The sequence below is a fragment of the Bacteroidota bacterium genome (assembly GCA_016718825.1).
Classification (GTDB): domain Bacteria; phylum Bacteroidota; class Bacteroidia; order J057; family JADKCL01; genus JADKCL01.
In genome coordinates this window covers 1-16101 of record JADKCL010000041.1, presented here as the reverse complement: position 1 = coordinate 16101, position 16101 = coordinate 1, and the positions used below count along the sequence as shown (strand labels likewise).

Below are 16101 nucleotides of genomic sequence, written 5' to 3'. Positions count from 1 at the left end.
TGCCTTCGTGCCTTGGTGGCCAGATTTTCAACACTGAATTTGAAGGATGGATGAATTGCCTTCCACAGCACCCATTCCCCAAATTCCCGTAACTTCGCCGCATGCCGATTCCTGAAATCCGGACTGTTGATGTCACCCGCTACGTGCGCCCGTTGCGCGAGGGCGGTTCCTTGCCTGCCATCGTGGAAGCCGACGACGGTTTCCTCTATGTGATCAAATTCCGTGGGGCAGGGCAGGGCAAACGCGCCTTGATTGCCGAATTGATCGGGGGCGAATTGGCCCGCGCCATTGGCCTCAAGGTGCCCGAATTGGTGTTCATGAACCTCGACGACTCCTTCAGCAAGACCGAAGCCGACGAGGAAATCCAGGATTTGTTGGGCTTCAGCGTGGGCTTGAACCTTGGCCTGCATTACCTTTCGGGTGCGATTACGTATGATCCGCAGGTGTCCGTGGCCGATGCGCTCACCGCCTCCAAGGTGGTCTTGCTCGACAGCCTGATCACCAACATCGACCGCACGCGCCGCAATACCAACCTCCTGAATTGGAACAAGGAATTGTGGTTGATCGACCATGGCGCCGCCCTGTATTTCCACCACAATTGGGAAAGCTGGGAAGCGCAAATCCCCAAGACCTTTCCGGCCATCAAGGACAATGTACTCCTCGAACGTGCCACGAAATTGACCGAGGCTGCCCCCGAAATCCAGTCGCGCCTCACCACCGAATTGCTGCAAGCAATTGTAGCCACCGTCCCCGACGATTGGTTGACAAATCCCGGCCTCGAAGTCGCACCTGCACAACAGCGCGAAGTTTATGTCGCACTGCTCGATGCCAAAGTCCGCAATCTCCCTGCCCACGTAAAAGAAGCCGAAGATGCCAGAAAAGCACGTCTTTGAATACGCGGTCATCCGCATCGTGCCCAGAGTCGAGCGCGGCGAATTCCTGAATGCAGGCGTGATCGTCTTTTGCAAACGCAAAAAGTACCTCGCCATGCGGTATGTGGTCGATGAAAAGCGGCTCCAAGCATTTTCGCCCAATATTGACGCAGCGGAAATCAGCAGCTATCTGCATGCCTGGGACACCATCTGCAAAGGCGACCGCACCGCCGGCGAAATCGCCCAAAAAGACCCCGCAGAGCGCTTCCGTTGGCTCACCGCCGCCAAAAGCACCATCCTCCAATGCTCCAAAGTCCACCCCGGCCTCAGCGCAGAACCAGAAGGATTGCTGGATGATTTGTTTGGGAAGTATGTGGAATGAGGCGTGGGCCTCAGGGGAATGAGGCGGCGGCCTCCGGCCGCAACGCCGACCCTGCAGCAAGCCTCCGGCTTGAGTACGTGAGAAAGTCTGATCAATCAGGGAAATTGCAAAATGAAAAACCGAATTCAAGAAATCGTCGATGAAACCCTTGCAAGGATGCAAGCGGACAACGCCCTCATTGGGCCATCAAGCCTGATCCCTGCGGAAATGTTGGACAATGAAAGTCCCGACTCAGGCAAATGGAACCCCATACCGAGTATCGTGACGGATGAAGATCTGGATCGATTGGAGGGCAAAATTGGGCTGAAGTTGCCTCCCTCGTTTCGCACTTTTCTGCAATACAAACATTTTGATACCTTGTATTTGCGGGATCATACCATTTGGCTTCCTCCACATTATCCAGATCATGATTTGCAGCAATTTCAAGATCGCATGGTACATGGTTGGGACGAATCTATACTAGCAGGAGGCTACATCAGTTTTGCAGACTTTGTGGACAGTGGATTCCTCTGTTTCGATACAAACTTCCCTCAAGAATACAATGAATGGAAGGTGGTGTACATTGACCACGAAAACCTGGAAGTTGCACATGACTATGCTGAAAATTTCCTAGCCTTGCTGGAAGGCGACGAGGAGACATCCTTTCGCTGCATAGACAAGCTCAATGCTTACAATGGATATCCAACGGTTGAATGAATCCAATGTCAAAAATGAATTCGGAAAGCAACCCATTGAACGTAATGTCTTCCTCCAACCGTTGTTACCTCATTCATGAAACCCGATAGAATTCCGCACATCTAAAGACAACCCAAGATGCCACACGCCATTTTCAAGCCTTTATCGCTTGGAAGGACTACGAAACAGGGGTACAATTATTTGGATTCCATCTGGCAATCGTAGGCATCTCCCATAAAAGTCGGGAAGAATTCGAAGTTCAAATATGTCCAGGATTTTGATGTTGCAATTTGATTGTCGATTTGGTTGATTTGGCATCGATGAAGAAGAATATATCCGTAATGGTTATTTTCCTGGTCTGGTTTAGCCTATCCTACGGTTTGGGGCAATCCCCATTTAATTATGGTCAGAATGAAAAGGTGTATTTCGTTTCCGCAGCCCTTCGCGATACGATGGGTATTGAGACCATTTACACGGTTGAGCAAACGCCTGATGGTCAAACAGGTGGAATGGGGGAAAATTGGGACGTCACCATCATGGATTTTGGTAGGGGCTCAATTTCGGTAGATTGGTACCCAATTTCACGCGACAGTTCATTTCAATATGATTTTGATTCCCTGACGACCAATATGCGGTTTTTGAACGGAATAGAATATGAATTTTCTGATCAACGCATGTTGATTGTGGGCGGGGGAGGATACGGGTCATTTGATCACACGGAGTTCACACAGTACAATGATACGATCTCGATTGGTACCACTTCTTGCGTTGGTCATTGCGGCGACCAACCCGTGAGATATTCCAAAAATGTTTTTAACGACAAGGGCCAACTACTGCGCAGCATCACTTATCCGCCTGCGGCCACAACCCGGGAAAATGACCCGGGATTACCGAATATCGATGCGCTTGAGACGTACCTTAACGCGAATGTGACGACACTAAATATGCCGGATACCGTTTCTTATCATTACAATAAACGGGGGCTACTGCTCAATTCCGCCACACATGTCCGTATTCGCAATTCAAAGGAAGCGAAGTCTTTGTTCATTGAATCCCCGGATTTTTGGGAATCCCAATTTCATCAATATTATGTTGGAAATATTGAAATGGAAGTGTTGATTGAAAAGGAAATAGGCTTTCTGCCCGCGTTGATATTGATTGAGATCTATCGGCATGGCGTTTTTTCGTTTGTGCTCAACCCGGCCGACCGCAAGTATTACCGTGGAAAAGACATGATATTAGAACAATGAAACTCAATCCAAAATCCATCCGCCCCTTCATCGGCGCTAAAAACTTCGAAGTCTCCCGTGCCTTTTACCGCGAGGTAGGCTTTGAGGAGGTCGTCTTGCACCCCAAGCTATCCCTGTTCCAAACGAATGGAACTGCATTTTACCTCCAAGACGCCTACGTCAAGGATTGGGTGGACAATACCATGGTCTTTTTGGAGGTGGTCAACGTCGAGCGCCATTACCAGGAATTGGCAGCGTTGGACCTCCCCGGCAAATTCCCCGGCGTGCGGCTCGAACCCATCCGCATTCAGCCATGGGGCAGGGAATGCTTTTTGCACGATCCCTCCGGGATTTTATGGCATTTCGGGGAGTTTGGGTGAGGCTTTAACTGATAAGTCCGAAGGACTTGAACAACGATAGCCGCGGACGAAGTCCGTGGTTATCGAGCATGCCGAGTTTCAAGGCCGAAGGTCTTGAATTTTGGGCAATGATTGAATGGGGTTGATAAATTCAAGGCCTTCAGCCTTGTGAATCAAAACGGATTTCTGACCATGGACTTCGTCCACGGCTATTATTGTTTAGGCCCTTCGGGCTAATCACCCAATGAATTTCAAATCTTGTATCAAACTGAACTAAACGACATAGGTAGGCGATTCTCGAATCGGCTTGATTCGAATCCACCCGTCGGAATTCCGAAACCGTTGATTTTTTAGTAGTTTGGCAACAGGAATAGATCAACAATTCCAGCTTATAATCCTTCAACCGGCAACAAAACGCCGCTTCAAAATCTCGTAAAACAATGAAACTCGGATTTGTTATTGCATTGATTGGCTTGGTTTGGTTCGCCACGACGACCTCCAAAATCGAACTCGAAAAGCGGCTGCTGCTCGATGAAAAGGTGGAAATTCTCCTTCCAACCGACTTCGAATTGATGTCAGAGGAGCTGCTGAAAGTGAAATATCCCTTTGAGCGACGCCCCACTTTGGTCTACACCAATGAGACGGGAGGCATCAATGTTGCCTTCAATCATACAGCCTCCAAATTGACCCAGCCCGAAATTGAATTGTTCCAGAAGCAATTTGTCGGGATGTTAAGCAAGGCCCACCCATCCGCCAAGTGGAAAGATTCGGGCGTCAAGGAGATCAATGGCCGAAAGGTCGGATTCCTCGAACTGATCACCCCTGCCATCGACACCGACATCTATAACCTCATGTTTTTCACCGATTTGGAAGGCCGTATGTTGCTCTGTACCTTTAACTGCGTCGTCAAAAAGCACAAGGCTTGGCTCGAACCCGCACAGCAAATCATGCATTCGTTGGTGATTCGGGAGTGAATGATCAGCGAGAATCGGCCATTCGAAGGGATACAAAATAGACAATCATGAAACTAAAAGACATTTTTTCCGACCATAAGTCGAAGGTTTTTGTGGTCACCGACCAAGACGACGAAAACGAACTGAATTGGATTTTGGAACCCACGGCATTTGCCTTGATTCCAGAAGACGAAGGTTTTTACTTTGTTGCAGCAAAAGAGGTGTCGACGACGGAGATCGTGGACTGCTTCATTGGAATCTCCACGCCCGAACGATTCGTAGATTATGTTGTGAAGCAATCGCGCAATGGAGTCATCAGGATTGAAGGCGATTATGACCAAATCCATTTGGCAATTCCCTCCATCGCAGCTGAATGTTATGGGGACTACGAATTGTTTTATGCGAAGGAGAATCCTCAAGTAGGCATTGACATCTTGAAGGAGGGCTTGTTGCTGGCCGTCAACAAAAGTACGGTCGCATCGGATTTGGGCTATATTTTGCGGGATGAAAGACGTTTTGCCGAAGCGATCGAGGCATTTCTGATTGCTGAGGAGGCTGAACCTTCCTCTTTCTATACATTTTGGGAGTTGTCCGAGCTGTATGGCGCAATTGGGCAACCCGATAAGCAGCATGCCTACAAGGAGAAATTTTTAGCTGCTGGCGGAAATGAATGGTAGGAATGGTGTGCTTGCCTGATAATCTCCGTATCGTCAATGCGAATCTGTTTTGCAGAAGGCGAGCGGATGTTCATTCGACTATTTAGCGAGTCGATATGAATTGGTTTAAACGGAAATTGGAACGTGCAAATGAAAATGCAAGGCATCCACTGAATGCACCGGGTGACTTCTATTCCGTTTATGGGCAATGTACCTTGTGCGGTGCGCCTGAGGTGGAAGCGAGGGGCCTCATGGACCATGACAATGAGGGTTGCTATTTCATCCGTCAGCCGCAGACCACCGAGGAATTGGCGTGTGCGATCAATGCATTGGCTGTTTCCTGTGTCGCCGGACTGCGCTACGCGGGAACAGATCAGGCGGTAATTCAGAAATTGCATGACCTTGGTTGCGGGACTGAATGCGATTTTCCGTTGGAAGACTGATTTCCTGTGAGGACAAGTATTTGAGAAAAATGATAGATTTGATTGTCAATCGCAATTGAGGCTGAGAACGGTAGCCTTTTCACGTTAAAAGCAATTTTCCTTATGTCAATGACCCAAATGGCTTTTCTGAATCGATCCGAAATGCCAACCAACGACAAAATTCAGGAGCATCTTCAGGGACTCGGGTATGATTTTGAGTTCGTGAACAAGGAAGCGCTGATGGGTGGAATGCCTGGCGGACGTGAATTCCGAATGAACGGGAAGAGAACTATGGTCCAGGTTTTTACCAACACAACCGAGGAGTTTCTCGATGAGTTTGATGAAATTGCGTTCCGGCCTGAAGGAAAAGATACTGCGATTTCCTTCATTTGGGGCGCTGATTTTGTAGCCGGAACTTGCGTTTTGCTTTTGTCGTTGGCGCTGATCGACCTCTGCGATGCATTGAGCTATTATTTGGATGATGAAATGGAATATACCAGGGAAATGCATCTTGATGACCTCCCTGTTTTGTTGAAGGAAATCAGGTAAAAAATGGCAGTTAAGTTTAGCCTTTCTGTCCGCCGCGGCGGAGATGAAGTATGGTAGAACAATCACGTTTTCCCCGGAATTTTCCGTCCTTCGGCACGGCCCGAAGGCGAGCCGAAGGACGATGGAAATGGTTACATTTCGTTGTTCTACCATGCTTTACCTGCGCAATGCACAATGCTGAACGGAGCGACATAGATTGAAAATTGAGGAAAGATGACCGAAAAAGAACTCGAAGCAATCAAACGCCATATTGCTGGCGCAACGGTCTGGCACCATTCCCCCTTTGAATCGCTGGAATCCTACAGCAATGGATTCGAATTGTCTCGGGAATTTATAGAAAAATGGTCCATTCCGTTCTACGCGCGCATTGGACGAACAGACGCAGATTGGCTCAATCAGTTGATTTCGATCAAGCCGGAGATTACCACGGAGGTGATTGAACAGAGCTTGGGTGACTTCAATTGGCGGACAAGGCAGACAGGTGCATTTTTTGCGGCAATTACGGATCAACCGCAATACATCGACATCATCGGCACCCACTTGCTGAAAAGCGAAGTCTGCTACGCGGGCGGGGTATACGCGATGGTGTTTGCATTCTTCAACACGGAAAAGTGCGTGGAATACCTCAATCTCTATTTGGATTATTACCTGACCAAACCTGATTTGTGGTTTGATCAAACGGATGTGATGCAGGCGGTCATGTACCTTGATCGGAAAAATTCAACCCATCATTTGGAAAGGCATCTGCCTCAATGGTATGAATTTATCAAAAACAAACCCGATTGGAACCCTCAAATTTCGACGGCTCATTTGGAAAGGAACTTGGCGTTGATGATGGCCGTAAAAGAATCGTCGGTCGGCTGATCTTGCAAGACAATGTTGCCCATCGCGATACCACAGAACGATTTTTTGCTGCGTCCCCCATGCTAGAACTCCTCCTCTTCCTCCTCGCCCAATTCCTGATCAACGGCCTCATCCGGTGGATCGGCCATGCGCGGTTGACCTACGTTTTTGGGTCGCTTTCGGTGCTGCTGTTTGGGATTTTGATCCTGATTTATCCGACCATGAGCTGGCAAATCCAAGACCTCCTTTTCCCGCCCGCGCCCGGAGCAGCATGCGCCAACCTCCAAGTCGGCGGTGCCATTTTCCAATGGGCCCTCGGAATTCCCTTGGTCATCTTTCTTCAAAAACTGCTCAATGACCGAATGTTTCATTTGGATAAACTGTTGGAGAGGTTTGAGAAGTCGGGGAAGGGGTAGTGGGCTAATCAGCTATTTTTGAATCGATTAACAAGGGTTACTTGCATTTCTGGGATGGGCTATCGAAATTGGTTGGATGGAAATGAATATGGGTGGTTTCGTTTATTTGGGTGTTACCTGCAACTGTAAACAACAACCGTTAAACAATGAAAATCATTAAAAGGATATTTTTTGCAACCTTAATTCTGTCGACAGTTGGACTTTTGTTTCGTGGTTGGTTTTACAGAAACTTGGTGACGTATAAGTCTGTTGGGCTGCGGGCTACTTATTTGGCAACGGACGAAAATCTTATAGAGTATATTGACGCAAGCATTGACAAGCAAGACGACCCTGACATTGGGCAAATAATCAAACTTGGGCTTTCAATAACCTCAAAAAAGCTTAACTTTACTTCTGATAGAAACGACACTGACCCAAACAAGCTCATCACTTCAAAGACAGCACATTGTGTTGGTTATGCCGCATTCTTTGCCGCGACCTGTAACTACCTTTTGGATAAGTATAACCTTAAGGACGCTTGGATTGCAAAACCGCAAATCGGAGAGCTTTATTTCCTTGGGACGAATGTTCACCAATATTTCAGTTCATCGTTTTTTAAGGACCACGACTTTGTAACAATTGAGAATAAAACAACGGGGGAAATATACGCAGTTGACCCGACGGTAAACGACTATTTATGGATCGACTTTATTACTTATACCAAATAATAGGCAAAGCGGACGAGAGAACAGCATGTTATCTACAAGAAAGTGGCGGTTCAGTTTGATTTAAGCTTTGTCTTCGATCAAAAGTTCTGCTTGGTTGCCATCGAATTGCTTCGAAATCGCCAACTTCTTGTAGCTGCAAACCATTACCCCCAACCCTATAACCACAAAGAAAACGTGAATCTTCAATACAAATAATTCAAAAAATACACACAATTTGCACCGTCAATCAATAGACACAAAAAATGCACGATAAAATACGAGCGGTTACACAAGACGACGTGGAGGGACTGAAAAAGGTCGTCGATTCAAGTGAGTTGTTTCCATCTGAGTATTTGGATGAGATGATTTCCGATTACCTCAACAATGCCGACACCCAAGACATTTGGTTTGCCCACTTTGACGACACAACACCGAATGCAATCGGGTATTGTGTTCCGGAGAAACTGACCGACGGCACGTATAACCTCTTGGCAATTGGGGTGTCCCAGAGCGCTCAGCGAAACGGATTGGCAACGGCCATGATGCAGTACATCGAAGAACTGCTCAAACGCATGGGCGGTAGAATCCTCATCGTAGAAACATCCAGTGACGATGCGCAAATAGGCGCCAGAAAATTCTATCAAAAGATTGGCTATACCCAAATGGCTGTGATTACCGACTTTTGGAAAGACGGCGAAGACAAAATTGTTTTCTGGAAAAGGCTGTAGTTGGATTTGAGAGCGGAATTGCCGAAACTAGATCGGTGGATTTTGAGAGGCAGGTTTCGTATGTCTGGGTGTTGGCTGCAAATTAAGGAGGCGTCCGAGTTATGAAGAGAACAAAAGAACATGGAATTGTATGGTCTGGTGAGATGAAGGGGAGAGAATTCTCAGGGATTTTGTTTGATGAGTTGGTTGTTAGGAAGGCTGATATCGAATATGTTGTGTTTCAGAATGTCCACTTTAAGAACTGCTACCTAGGATTTGATTCAGTATATTCTAAATGTCGTTTTGTTGATTGTAGATTTTACGGAAAGTACAGTTCCCTTGGTAGTCCAGCGAAATATGCCGATTGCAGGTTTGAGAATTGTGAATTCATCGGAATGGATTTGTTTACGGGGCAACATTTTTACGACTGCTTTTTGTCGGGATTATTGAAGAATCCAATATTAAGGGACAAGCATCCAGAAATCAGAAACAATGAGACTGTGTTCAAGCGTTGCGATTTGTCGGATTTGAAATTTGATAATGTGAGTATTTATGGGAAAGATGTTTTTGATCATTGTATTCTGCCGAAATCCGGAATTAGAAGGTTTGATAATGCAGATGACAGATTGATACAGCGAGCTGAAGAGATTTGTGGTAAAATTAGTTCGAATGATAAGATCGAATCCGTGGTAATTTTTATGAGAGACCTCAGGAAAGGGCAGAATCCGATTATTCTTGATAATTTGTTCTTAGATTCCTTTTTTAAGACTGAAAATTCAAGGGAAATATTCAATAGGATTGTAAAAGGATTCGAATTAGTTGAATAACAATCATCAGCGTGCATGTCGTTTGTTGAATGCAGGCTCCAGATGTTTGAAAAGGTTTGTGTGGCGAAATCAATCTTTAAAGTAATCGAATGCCGGAAATGGAAAATATTTTGACAGAAGATCAAGTTATCGATATGTGTGATTTTATCGACGACCACATTCATATTGAATTTGATGAAGCAACCAACCAGCTGAATAGCCTCTGTGACCACTCTTTGAAATGGACCAAGGAATGGATAGCGAGTGTTGGACTCAATGAAAATGAGGTTCTTGATTTTTGCCAAAGTTGGGGAGGAAGTCATTGTGATTGTGAAGTAATACTAAATGTGCCAAATAGTTATGATCTATAGAAATGAATGCGCTTATGCAGTCCATTGGCAGTGACGCCTTGTTCAAATCAAATTCGCCTAGTGTTCGACTCACAGGAGAAGGGTTAGACCCCACCGCTTCGCGGCACGTGGCAGCGGAGTCAACCGTTTATAGAATTGGCGGCTCGCCAACGCCGTCGACCCCAGCGGGGTCCAACGTTTATAGACCAAAGTTTTCCACCATTCGTAACGACCCCAGCGGGGTCGAATATTCTGAACCAACACAATAGCAACCAAACAGATTCCAATAAAAATAAACATCAGCACCCACCGAAAATGCCCTCAGAATCAAAATCCACCCTCCAAGAAATCCTCACCGCACCTCCCTCAAGGGCCGCGCTCTTGCGTTTCATCAGCTACCTCGATCAGGAATGCATCGCATCCGAGGACGTCGCTTCCTTGCCCAACCAAATCCTCGCGCGCGCGGTCGTCGCGCTGGGGTACGCACTTATCGACGCGCAAGGCGCAATCGAAACGATCGTGGAGACCATCAAAGCCGCCGAAAATTATGCCTTGAATCCCACAGAACAGAATTGGGATCTGTTGTTTCATTGCGCTACGCGGTCCTATCCCTTCGGTCCTGGCGATGGCTGTTTGAGTATCCCGGAATTGGAAAATGGCGTTACCTGTCAGCCGGGAAGTGGCTGCATCAGCGGAGCGGGTTCGCTTGCTTCGTTAGGCCTCGATGATGGGGAGGCCTTTACAACGATTGCCGCGGAGCTGTTGCCATGGATCAACGGGACGGACGATCCGCTGATCTCGAGACCGCAGCATGTGTAGGGGAGGTGGAAAGGCATTCCGCGGCATTTGGGACATGGGTGCGGAGGATCAGGCCTACTGCACCACCACCCGCAGCAAGCTTTCTCCAACCCGCACGACATACATGCCGCTGGGCCAATTGGCGGTCTCCACCACAAGGTGATCTTGGATGGAGCCTTGATAGGTCGTGCGCCCGGACATGTCGATGATGTACACCTCCATGGGCTTCCGACTTGCGGTCGCGAGCGCGAGGTGCAAGCGATCGTGTACAGGATTGGGATAAGCTTGGAGGCCGATGGCATCAGCATCGGCGACTGCGAGCCCGCCAAAAAGGTGATTGACGGCATCAAAGGTAGGGGGCATCGTCTGGAAGGGGCCGGTACCATTGACATAGCGGCCATGGGAGGTGTCGGTGGCTTGGTTCATGAATGTGACTTGATCAACCACGACACCGGAGGCATTCACAAGGTAGAGGGTCTCCCCTGCGGCGGAGAGCTTGAAGTTGGCATGGTTGGCGCCTTGGGATGAATCTTCGTCTGCCCAGACCATGTAGAAGTCGGATGCATTGATGGTGCTATTGGCAGGGAATTCCCATTTGAGCAGATTGTTTGCATTGTCACTGAGGTAATAGCCGTCCAAGGAGATCGCGCTGCTCGAGTTGTTGTAGAGTTCGATCCAGTCGTCAAATTCACCGCTGGAGTCTGCTTGTGTGGTGGAGTTGGAAGCCATCAATTCATTGAGGACCAAATCACTGGCAGCTGGAGCAGTGGTTACGAGTTCATAGAACTCATGCTCTGCGCGCACGGGTGAAAACTTGCCTGCATTGCTGTTTTCCGCATAGATGTAGTATTGCATGAAGGTAGTGGTCATCGTGACCTGAAGGCCATAAACATCGTCATTGGCTGCACCGTCGTTGTGGGCACCGTCGTCGTACATGGTCAGGCGTTGGAAAGGGGCGCCGAGGGCCGTGCGGTAGCCAAGATAAACGGTGCTTTCATCCGTAACGGTGGCCGTGATGGTCACGGGATCGTTTTGCAGCGGGGTAGCATTGGAGGGCGCTACATTGCTGATGGTGGGTTGAATTTGTGTGAATTCGGAGAGCCCGAGCAGATAGCTGTTGCGCCCATTCATCAAGTTGGTGATGCCAGGCGTGGTACCGTTTGGCCCGCCGCCCGTGACATCTGTATTGAGGTTGGCGGTGAAATTGGCGTAGGTGAAAAACTTGTTGTTGTCGGCCTGCACGTGGGCGTCGATCAAGGTTTGCAAGCTCTGTCCGGTCGCGGCATAACTGCCATTGGCGAAATTCTCTTCCAAGATGGTCTTGAAATGCGCCAAATACATACGCTTGTACATGGGGACCGCAAGAAGCTCTTGGATCAGGGGAAACAGCACATCATTTTCATGCAGTAGCGGCGTCATTTGCTGTTTGGCCAAGGTGGTGGTGAGATTACCGGTCCCGGTGGAGGAAAACCGCCCAAAAGATTCGTTCAAGTCCCAAACGACAGGAATGAAGCGACGGTAATCATCGCGGTAGAGGTAGTAATTCTGTGCAAAACCTCCGATGTAGCTGTCCAGGTTGACCAAGGCGTTGTCGAAGGCAATCATCCATAGCGCCCGGTCCACGTCCAAAATCCTCTCGATGGATGCTGTGGTATTCTTGAGTGTGTCGCAGAGATCGATCAGTTCTCCCCATCCTCCGGCAGATTTTAGTTCGTAGGCTGTGTAGTAGAGGGAGCTGTCGGTGCCTTGGTAAACGAGGTTGGGCAAATTGGTGGAGCCGGGTCCGGCACCCGCAGGTGGATTGCATTTGAAAAAGGCGTTGTCATTGGAATAGAAGTGGTTGTCTGCAAATGTCTTGGTGATCGATTCTGAATTGCTGTACAATCCGATCAGGGTACCATTGACATAGACATTGGCATAGTTGGACCGGGGAGCGTCCATGTATTGCCCGAGGATCTGATAGGAAAGCACCTCCCTGAGAAAGGACGGATCCTTGGCGACATTGCTCAGTTTGATGTCTTTGAACCCTTGATAGTCTTGGGACTTGTAGGTATCCAATTCGATGTGGAAAGGGTTTTTGACTTGATTGGGGTTGTAGGTACTATTGCCTTTGTATTTCACACCGACGCTGTCAAACAGGGTGCCGTTGATCGTGATGGATTGGGCCATGATGTAGTTGCCGGCGCCTGCAGCCTCGGCATCGAGGAGTTGATCCCAATTGGATTGCGTGAAAACGATTTGGATGGTTTGGACCGTGTTCAGGTCGTAAAAACTTTGTGCATGCTGCTTCAAGCCTGCGAGCAAAAGCACGGACAGAATGAAAATATTCTTCATTTTTATCATTTCAATTCACAGATTCTAGGGTTTAGATGCTCATTTCCGGAAAACCTTGCTGCAATCCAGAAGAATTGTGAATAAATGCTTAACAGAATGCATAACCCCATGAAATACAAATTCATAGGCCAATTTCCAATGCTGTCATGGGGTTGATCGGCACCCGATCCGCAACCGAAAGGTCTGTCAATTGGCTTTGATCAAATACTGATAGGGCAACAAATCCACGTTGACTTCAAACCGGGAATAACCCGCCTTCCGCAGCTCTCCGATGACCTCATCGATCGAAACCTTATGCTCCACCGGCGGCCCCACGGGAACATCCGTCTTCAGAAAGTCGATGATCACCAATTCCCCTTTGGGCTTCGTTCCCTTTTTCACCTTTGCAAAGTAAGCGATCCGGTTTTCGATGTGGTGATAGGTGTTCACAATCAAGACCATGTCCACTTCGGCGTCCGCCAAATCCGGGCTGTCATAGGGTATTTTCCGCAATTGGATGCCTTTCAGGTCATTTTCGTGAATGCGCTTTTGAATATGATCGAGAAACTCCTGGTTCACATCCGCCGCAATCACCGTTGCGCCCTTGGCTGCCAATTTCACCGAAAAATAACCGGATCCGGCCCCGATGTCCATGACCTTTTTGCCCTTCAATTTCCCGAGCCATGCCATCACCTTTTCCGGTTGCTGATAGGCATCCCGCTCCGGGGACTCAAATCGCTGGATCAATTCTGCCGTCGAAGATTGATGCATGTGTTCATTGGCCGTTTCGGTGCTGTCGTGGGCTTCATGTTGATGATGATGCACCTGCGCAAACAGGGAGCCTGTCACCATGGCGATCAACAAACTTGCAAGGAGGAGAGCTTTCATATTATTAGATGTTTATCGGCATGAAAGTACGCCTTTTCCTTGTACCAACCCGGCGGTGGCGCAAACTGGAGCCCGTCCGCCCCCCGGGTATGGGGGTTCAACCGGCTTCGCCGGCTTGCTTGGCGCCAAATCCACAACATTTACAAAGAGAAGCCGACCGATCAGACAACAGGCTTTCCACCAAATATAAAGCGACATCTGCTCTTGCGATGCTGTTGTTGGGCAAGAATCCTGCGTTTTGAACAAGGACCTTGCCGGTTGCCACGCCATCGGTCAACCCCACGGGCCGGAGGATGTGAAATGGAAACCCGCTTTTTACGATAGCTTCCTCTTGGAGCCCATGGTCTTGCATCCATGGTTGAGGAGCACCTTGCAGAGCAGCTTCGCGAACCAACCGAGCTGACGTCAACTTTCGCCCACACCCAATGCACTGATCACATGGATTTTGCAGCGGGCAGAAAGCTTGGTCATGACATCCAGGATGTTTTGCGTCCCGGTTGACCGAATAAAAGACTTTTTCAAGTCCCTGCTCCCCAATGCGATGACGACATCTGTAATCAGCGGATGGGCCTTGAAAGCTTTCTCTACGTCCTCCTTGTTCAACACGCTGCCGAAGATCAATGCTGTGCTTTGTGTCTTGACTTTGTCTTCGGAGCCCTTCCTGACAAAAGCGAAATGTTGCACATCCTTTTCGGCCAATTTCTGGCAAATTTGTTGCCCCGTTTTGCCGGATGCTCCAAAAACGATGACGGACGCCTGTTCCATTTTTTTATTGCAAGTTAATCGGCAATGACCAATTTCTCCACCGAAATCACTTTGCCGTCCTGCAGGAGCCAAACCGAATACAACCCGCTTTCGAGATGGTCCCGGGAGAGAACCACGGTTTGCCCACGCAAATTTTCCATTCGTTTCACGGTCTGCCCGTAAATATTGCACACCAAAAGTGTTGCATTGTGCAAGGGATGGCTTGTCCGCAAAGTCGCTTGGGCTTGCATTGGGTTCGGATAAAATTTCGATGATTGTGGTTGTTCAGGAGCATCGATTCCCGTCAATGGTTCAAGGCTGATGAGGTCAAAATGGCCGTAACCCTGAAGCGGTCCGCCCACAAGTCCGCCATCTAAAACCACCAATGCCGTATCCCCCGTGGAAAGCGAAAAGCTGGATTGAACATGGAGCTGCGCCCAGGAAGTGGAATGTGTGGTGTCCCCTGCTTGAAGCGTAATGATGCCATTGTTGATCGTGCCGAAATACAGTCCGACGGAGGGTGATAATTCGGCAAAAGCCCATCCGGAAAGCACAAATGATTGTCCATCGGTAATGGTCGGCATGCTTTGGTAAGCGTAGCCTTGCATACATCCTTGCGTGTTGCCCCCATTCACTTGGATGCACCAATTCCCTCCACCGGCCGGTGCGTTATTCAACGAAGTTGCCCCGCAAATCCATTCCCAATTGGATAGGTTGGCGACGACGCCATCTTCAAAGCTGCCATTGATGATTTGCCCCTGAGCCGCGATCACGCTGAGCGCGAATGTCAGGATGAATAAAACTCGTTTCATTGTCTTTCGAATTAGTCTTGCCAATCTTGAGCAATCGTCCGCACGAAAACAGGATTGTGGAACGGTTTTCCTACCTTGGTGATACCACCAAGTTTGACGCAAGCCGTTGCCTCCAATACCCCAATCCAGCCGATCGACGAATGCCATTCATACCTTGACCAAGGTAGCGAATATCCTCTTCATTCCAAGAAGCTCGCTCATTCGCCCTATTTCACAACCACCCTAGTGCAACGATTTCGGTTCACGACGAGCAATAGCGCGAAATAAATTTAACTCAGAGATGATGAAGCCTACGATGTCAATGATGATAACGAGAGAAAACGCCATAAAAGAAGTAATTCAGCAGCAAAGCTGGAATCACTGCCAACAAAACAATTGCGATGATGCCGAAGAATTTTCTGACTGTTGGTTTTCTAAATATGTTTGCTGTCCAAAATAGAAAAGGGATTGAATACAAGCCAAACCCAAACAGAAATAAAAATTCCAAACCCTCATGTTTGACTTCCCTTCCTAGAGCCCATTGTTGCTTCAGCCAGACGTTTCCCAAGTGCTCCATGTAAAGACAAAATGGGAGAACAGAAAGTAAGATCAAGAAGCACAAGGCTGCCAAGAGTTTTAATATCTTAATTGATGTGTCCAAG

22 protein-coding genes are annotated in these 16101 nt (G+C 48.2%); 16 read left to right on the top strand and 6 right to left on the bottom strand.

The window, feature by feature from the left end; all coding sequences use genetic code 11:
• Positions 1–101 precede the first annotated feature (101 nt).
• From IPN95_26685 to IPN95_26610, 16 genes are all read left to right on the top strand, one after another.
• The gene (locus IPN95_26685) at positions 102–893 is read left to right on the top strand and encodes an aminotransferase class I and II (GenBank protein ID MBK9452943.1); all 792 of its coding nucleotides are present in this window, start codon (positions 102–104) and stop codon (positions 891–893) included.
• On the top strand, positions 871–1254 hold the full coding sequence (locus tag IPN95_26680; GenBank protein MBK9452942.1) for a DUF3037 domain-containing protein: 384 nt from the start codon (positions 871–873) through the stop codon (positions 1252–1254). The genes IPN95_26685 and IPN95_26680 overlap by 23 nt, the downstream gene beginning before the upstream one ends.
• Before the next feature lie 111 nt (positions 1255–1365).
• The gene (locus tag IPN95_26675; protein MBK9452941.1) at positions 1366–1950 is read left to right on the top strand and encodes an SMI1/KNR4 family protein; all 585 of its coding nucleotides are present in this window, start codon (positions 1366–1368) and stop codon (positions 1948–1950) included.
• A 269-nt stretch (positions 1951–2219) separates the two neighbouring features.
• Entirely contained in the window at positions 2220–3179 is a 960-nt protein-coding gene (locus IPN95_26670) for a hypothetical protein (GenBank protein MBK9452940.1), read from the top strand.
• The gene (locus tag IPN95_26665) at positions 3176–3538 is read left to right on the top strand and encodes a glyoxalase (GenBank protein MBK9452939.1); all 363 of its coding nucleotides are present in this window, start codon (positions 3176–3178) and stop codon (positions 3536–3538) included. Before IPN95_26670 ends, IPN95_26665 begins: the two co-directional genes overlap by 4 nt.
• A 419-nt stretch (positions 3539–3957) precedes the next feature.
• A complete protein-coding gene (locus IPN95_26660) occupies positions 3958–4491 on the top strand; it encodes a hypothetical protein (protein ID MBK9452938.1) in 534 nt (177 codons plus the stop codon).
• A 47-nt stretch (positions 4492–4538) separates the two neighbouring features.
• Positions 4539–5147 (top strand): hypothetical protein, encoded by a 609-nt coding sequence (locus IPN95_26655; protein ID MBK9452937.1) that lies wholly within the window; start codon positions 4539–4541, stop codon positions 5145–5147.
• A 95-nt stretch (positions 5148–5242) separates the two neighbouring features.
• A complete protein-coding gene (locus IPN95_26650; GenBank protein ID MBK9452936.1) occupies positions 5243–5569 on the top strand; it encodes a hypothetical protein in 327 nt (108 codons plus the stop codon).
• Positions 5570–5671: 102 nt separating this feature from the next.
• Positions 5672–6097, top strand: coding sequence for a hypothetical protein (locus IPN95_26645; protein ID MBK9452935.1), 426 nt, complete (start codon positions 5672–5674; stop codon positions 6095–6097).
• Between the two features lie 213 nt (positions 6098–6310).
• Positions 6311–6961, top strand: coding sequence for a hypothetical protein (locus tag IPN95_26640; protein ID MBK9452934.1), 651 nt, complete (start codon positions 6311–6313; stop codon positions 6959–6961).
• Between the two features lie 59 nt (positions 6962–7020).
• Positions 7021–7356 (top strand): hypothetical protein, encoded by a 336-nt coding sequence (locus IPN95_26635; protein ID MBK9452933.1) that lies wholly within the window; start codon positions 7021–7023, stop codon positions 7354–7356.
• A gap of 146 nt (positions 7357–7502) precedes the next feature.
• The gene (locus tag IPN95_26630) at positions 7503–8063 is read left to right on the top strand and encodes a hypothetical protein (protein MBK9452932.1); all 561 of its coding nucleotides are present in this window, start codon (positions 7503–7505) and stop codon (positions 8061–8063) included.
• Positions 8064–8305: 242 nt separating this feature from the next.
• A complete protein-coding gene (locus IPN95_26625) occupies positions 8306–8770 on the top strand; it encodes a GNAT family N-acetyltransferase (protein MBK9452931.1) in 465 nt (154 codons plus the stop codon).
• A 101-nt stretch (positions 8771–8871) separates the two neighbouring features.
• Entirely contained in the window at positions 8872–9576 is a 705-nt protein-coding gene (locus IPN95_26620; GenBank protein MBK9452930.1) for a hypothetical protein, read from the top strand.
• A gap of 98 nt (positions 9577–9674) precedes the next feature.
• Positions 9675–9926, top strand: a complete 252-nt coding sequence (locus tag IPN95_26615) for a DUF2695 domain-containing protein (protein MBK9452929.1) — start codon at positions 9675–9677, stop codon at positions 9924–9926.
• Between the two features lie 294 nt (positions 9927–10220).
• Positions 10221–10724 carry a hypothetical protein gene (locus IPN95_26610; protein MBK9452928.1) on the top strand — a complete coding sequence of 168 codons (504 nt, stop codon included), beginning with the start codon at positions 10221–10223 and terminating at the stop codon, positions 10722–10724.
• Positions 10725–10778: 54 nt separating this feature from the next.
• Here the strand turns inward: IPN95_26610 and IPN95_26605 are convergent, their stop codons facing one another.
• From IPN95_26605 to IPN95_26580, 6 genes are all read right to left on the bottom strand, one after another.
• Positions 10779–13046, bottom strand: coding sequence for a CotH kinase family protein (locus IPN95_26605; GenBank protein MBK9452927.1), 2268 nt, complete (start codon positions 13044–13046; stop codon positions 10779–10781).
• Positions 13047–13223: 177 nt separating this feature from the next.
• Entirely contained in the window at positions 13224–13904 is a 681-nt protein-coding gene (locus IPN95_26600; GenBank protein MBK9452926.1) for a class I SAM-dependent methyltransferase, read from the bottom strand.
• Positions 13905–14001: 97 nt separating this feature from the next.
• A complete protein-coding gene (locus IPN95_26595; protein MBK9452925.1) occupies positions 14002–14256 on the bottom strand; it encodes an NAD(P)H-binding protein in 255 nt (84 codons plus the stop codon).
• Between the two features lie 53 nt (positions 14257–14309).
• Positions 14310–14669, bottom strand: a complete 360-nt coding sequence (locus IPN95_26590) for an NAD(P)H-binding protein (protein ID MBK9452924.1) — start codon at positions 14667–14669, stop codon at positions 14310–14312.
• 14 nt (positions 14670–14683) lie between these two features.
• Positions 14684–15460, bottom strand: coding sequence for a hypothetical protein (locus IPN95_26585; protein MBK9452923.1), 777 nt, complete (start codon positions 15458–15460; stop codon positions 14684–14686).
• Positions 15461–15758: 298 nt separating this feature from the next.
• Complete coding sequence (locus IPN95_26580) at positions 15759–16016, bottom strand: hypothetical protein (protein ID MBK9452922.1); 258 nt, start codon at positions 16014–16016, stop codon at positions 15759–15761.
• Positions 16017–16101 lie beyond the last annotated feature (85 nt).

Excerpts from the sequence above, each read along its gene's own strand:
- IPN95_26605 (MBK9452927.1), bottom strand. The coding sequence starts at position 13,046 with ATGATAAAAATGAAGAATATTTTCATTCTGTCCGTGCTTTTGCTCGCA.
- IPN95_26585 (MBK9452923.1), bottom strand. The coding sequence starts at position 15,460 with ATGAAACGAGTTTTATTCATCCTGACATTCGCGCTCAGCGTGATCGCG.
- IPN95_26675 (MBK9452941.1), top strand. The coding sequence starts at position 1,366 with ATGAAAAACCGAATTCAAGAAATCGTCGATGAAACCCTTGCAAGGATG.
- IPN95_26635 (MBK9452933.1), top strand. The coding sequence starts at position 7,021 with ATGCTAGAACTCCTCCTCTTCCTCCTCGCCCAATTCCTGATCAACGGC.
- IPN95_26600 (MBK9452926.1), bottom strand. The coding sequence starts at position 13,904 with ATGAAAGCTCTCCTCCTTGCAAGTTTGTTGATCGCCATGGTGACAGGC.
- IPN95_26645 (MBK9452935.1), top strand. The coding sequence starts at position 5,672 with ATGTCAATGACCCAAATGGCTTTTCTGAATCGATCCGAAATGCCAACC.
- IPN95_26680 (MBK9452942.1), top strand. The coding sequence starts at position 871 with ATGCCAGAAAAGCACGTCTTTGAATACGCGGTCATCCGCATCGTGCCC.
- IPN95_26595 (MBK9452925.1), bottom strand. The coding sequence starts at position 14,256 with ATGCAAGACCATGGGCTCCAAGAGGAAGCTATCGTAAAAAGCGGGTTT.
- IPN95_26660 (MBK9452938.1), top strand. The coding sequence starts at position 3,958 with ATGAAACTCGGATTTGTTATTGCATTGATTGGCTTGGTTTGGTTCGCC.
- IPN95_26580 (MBK9452922.1), bottom strand. The coding sequence starts at position 16,016 with ATGGAGCACTTGGGAAACGTCTGGCTGAAGCAACAATGGGCTCTAGGA.
- IPN95_26610 (MBK9452928.1), top strand. The coding sequence starts at position 10,221 with ATGCCCTCAGAATCAAAATCCACCCTCCAAGAAATCCTCACCGCACCT.
- IPN95_26630 (MBK9452932.1), top strand. The coding sequence starts at position 7,503 with ATGAAAATCATTAAAAGGATATTTTTTGCAACCTTAATTCTGTCGACA.
- IPN95_26615 (MBK9452929.1), top strand. The coding sequence starts at position 9,675 with ATGGAAAATATTTTGACAGAAGATCAAGTTATCGATATGTGTGATTTT.
- IPN95_26590 (MBK9452924.1), bottom strand. The coding sequence starts at position 14,669 with ATGGAACAGGCGTCCGTCATCGTTTTTGGAGCATCCGGCAAAACGGGG.
- IPN95_26655 (MBK9452937.1), top strand. The coding sequence starts at position 4,539 with ATGAAACTAAAAGACATTTTTTCCGACCATAAGTCGAAGGTTTTTGTG.
- IPN95_26650 (MBK9452936.1), top strand. The coding sequence starts at position 5,243 with ATGAATTGGTTTAAACGGAAATTGGAACGTGCAAATGAAAATGCAAGG.
- IPN95_26665 (MBK9452939.1), top strand. The coding sequence starts at position 3,176 with ATGAAACTCAATCCAAAATCCATCCGCCCCTTCATCGGCGCTAAAAAC.
- IPN95_26685 (MBK9452943.1), top strand. The coding sequence starts at position 102 with ATGCCGATTCCTGAAATCCGGACTGTTGATGTCACCCGCTACGTGCGC.
- IPN95_26620 (MBK9452930.1), top strand. The coding sequence starts at position 8,872 with ATGAAGAGAACAAAAGAACATGGAATTGTATGGTCTGGTGAGATGAAG.
- IPN95_26640 (MBK9452934.1), top strand. The coding sequence starts at position 6,311 with ATGACCGAAAAAGAACTCGAAGCAATCAAACGCCATATTGCTGGCGCA.
- IPN95_26625 (MBK9452931.1), top strand. The coding sequence starts at position 8,306 with ATGCACGATAAAATACGAGCGGTTACACAAGACGACGTGGAGGGACTG.